Annotated in this window: 2 protein-coding genes; one reads left to right on the forward strand and one right to left on the reverse strand. The window is 51.3% G+C overall.

Going from position 1 to position 2,607, the window contains the following annotated elements; translation table 11 throughout:
* Positions 1–616, reverse strand: a 616-nt coding sequence (locus AAIR21_RS27535; protein WP_434682786.1) for a tyrosine-type recombinase/integrase, incomplete at its 3' end; no start/stop codon positions are given.
* Positions 617–1,182: 566 nt separating this feature from the next.
* Here AAIR21_RS27535 and AAIR21_RS27540 point away from each other — a divergent pair.
* Positions 1,183–1,968 carry a DUF3658 domain-containing protein gene (locus AAIR21_RS27540; protein ID WP_434682787.1) on the forward strand — a complete coding sequence of 262 codons (786 nt, stop codon included), beginning with the start codon at positions 1,183–1,185 and terminating at the stop codon, positions 1,966–1,968.
* Positions 1,969–2,607 lie beyond the last annotated feature (639 nt).

The following is a 2,607-nucleotide window of genomic DNA, read 5'->3' on the forward strand; positions in this document are numbered from 1 at the left end:
TCATCACACAGACTACGGTATCGTTCATCATCCCGTATTGCTCATTCTCCTCGCTTACCACTGCAAGACGCTGTTTTTTCCAGGTCTGTGCAAAGCGGGCGGCATTGCCCGCCGTGTAATGCACGGTATGGCGGATGTTACGATGCCCCAGGTAGTCCTGTATCAGTCGCGTATCCATCCCCTGTTCGGCGAGTTCATAACCGCAGGCATGGCGCAGCATATGAGGATGAACCCGTACCGCCAGCCCTGCCAGTAATCCGTAATGCTGCAGCAGTTTGTACATATACTGTCGGGTAAGGTGGTTCCCCTTTGTATTAGGGAGCAGCCATCCTTCGTCCGATAACAGTCTGCGACTCATCCACTCCCCCAGGAGTTGTCGTTCTTCCGGCTGGAGCGGATGCACGGTGCTGAAACCGTTCTTCAGTCGCCGGATAAAAATAGTCCCGCCCGCTAAATCGATATCCCTGATGGTAAGGCCAAGCAGTTCGCTTATCCGCAGCCCATGATAAAAACACATCATTATCATGCACCGATCCCGCAAGCCGTTTTTTGTCCCTTCCGTTGCCCGCAGTATTTGTTCCGTCTCGTGCTGCGTCAGATAGAGCTTGTTTTTCACAATACAATTCCACCATTAAGAATATTTTATTATTTGTTTATCTAATGTTTATTATTGTTAACTGAATTTAAACTTAATCAACAGGTATGACCTGTGATTTTTTGTTAACTGTGCGGTGGGTAAAAGATTGATGCAAAAGATGAAAACATCGTGCTATCGCGAAACCGGGAGCGCCAGGTGGCTGCTCAGCGATAACGGTAGCTTGCTGTTTGAGCAGAATTTGACAATCGCCAGACCCGTGCTGACGGTTAAAAGGCGACGTTAAGACAATCGCATCCTGATGATTATTACTTCAACTTTTCCCTTTGCCCGTGTAGCTGCGGGCATTTTTTATGTTGCTGCGCCCCCTGGTGAGATGCTCCTGCGATTTCGTCGTATCACCAGGTCGGTATTTCCATGGTATCCGGTGCAGACCCCGGTGCGCTTTGACGATAATGTCGTGATTTGCCAGTATAACGCCCCGTGGCATCAGACTCTGTAGCCACCAGCGCGAGCAACGGCCAGGTGAAGGCTCGTTTGATGATTTTACTCTGGCACACAACAACACGATTTCGGAGGAACGCCAAATGAAGACTCATATCCGACATGTATGCCAGAGTGGCTCGGCCCTGATACAGCTCGAATCGCTGTTTGACACCGATATCAGGGATATTGCCGACGACTGCAGTATCGGTCCATTAACGGATGTCGATGCTGCATCTCCGCTTCAGCGCATCGCTTTCTGGCATGATTTCTTTACTCTGACTTGTGGTGATGCCGGAAGGGACTGGACAACCGTTTTTCAGGGCGTCCATCAGCAACTGCGCTCCCTGGGGGAAGGAACGGATGAAATCGTCATCTGGTCGGGGACGCATCCCGTCGAACAACTGCTTCGCCGCCGTATTTACTGGTGGCTACGGGATGACACCGTCAGGGTGACGGAGGTTCTGGTCGATACCCGCGATATGAATAATCCTGACGGACAGACGCACGCTGCAATTGCACAGATCCCCGTCGGGCAACTTAAGTTACGTTTTGCTGAGCGCCAGACTGCGACACCAGCTCTTCGCCTCCAACTGGCCGATGAGTGGGTCAAACTGCGCGGCCAGGGCGTTGGCATACGCATTATCGAAAATAACCGACTGACAGAACGTCCGATCGAGTATTTCGACACCCGGCTGTTATCGATTGTCGGGGAGCAGCCAACCAGACTGGCTCACGCTATCGGACAGGCAATGTCGGAAACGGGAATGACTGATACGTTCTGCAAATGGCGCTATATCATGCTGATACAACGCGGAGAACTGGCGTTGATATCGGGCAATCTCCACGATGAATACAGCTCTGCAATGGTTGGCAAACCTCGTGGGTAATGAAATAACAGCAACACGCCTGGCAATTGATATCGCACCGCTCCCGGCAGGATGCTATCGGCTGATCCCCATAAAACAGACAACGCTATGCGTCAATTACCCAAATTACTCGCCACTCTGATAGCATCACTATATGCCGTCTCCGCTATTGCAGCAGATTCAACGAACAGCGTTAGCACAGCCGCTCCAACACAACCACCGCTTGTATTTGGGCCAGGTCCCGTGATCAACCCCGAAAACTCGCAGTACATGGAAGACAAAAACGCAGCGATGGAAAAAGCACAGCAGGAGCCCGCGCCACAGCCTACTAATAGGCACCGCCGATTGCATCATGGACTGATAGCACCTGCAAGGCATCAGTAACAGATGTTGGCTGAAGTTGAGAACTGAACGCCCAGAGACAGGAAATCCTGCGCATTAAGATGAGGTTGAATAACGTGTTGCAATGCAGGATGCCCCCCAGTGAATCGAGGGCCAACCACCGCGATTCGCGATTACCATACATGCATAATCTTGATCAGCGTGTCATTCGCATTAAATGCTGGATGAGTTGATCCACGGCGGGAAATGACAGTGACTGAACTGCATAACAGACTCCCGTTCGTCTTGAGAGTGGATGTCCAGGCAGGGCTCTGGTCA

Origin of the sequence: Enterobacter sp. PTB (genome assembly GCF_051130085.1) — a bacterium.
Classification (GTDB): domain Bacteria; phylum Pseudomonadota; class Gammaproteobacteria; order Enterobacterales; family Enterobacteriaceae; genus Enterobacter; species Enterobacter ludwigii.

Excerpts from the sequence above, each read along its gene's own strand:
- AAIR21_RS27540 (WP_434682787.1), top strand. The coding sequence starts at position 1,183 with ATGAAGACTCATATCCGACATGTATGCCAGAGTGGCTCGGCCCTGATA.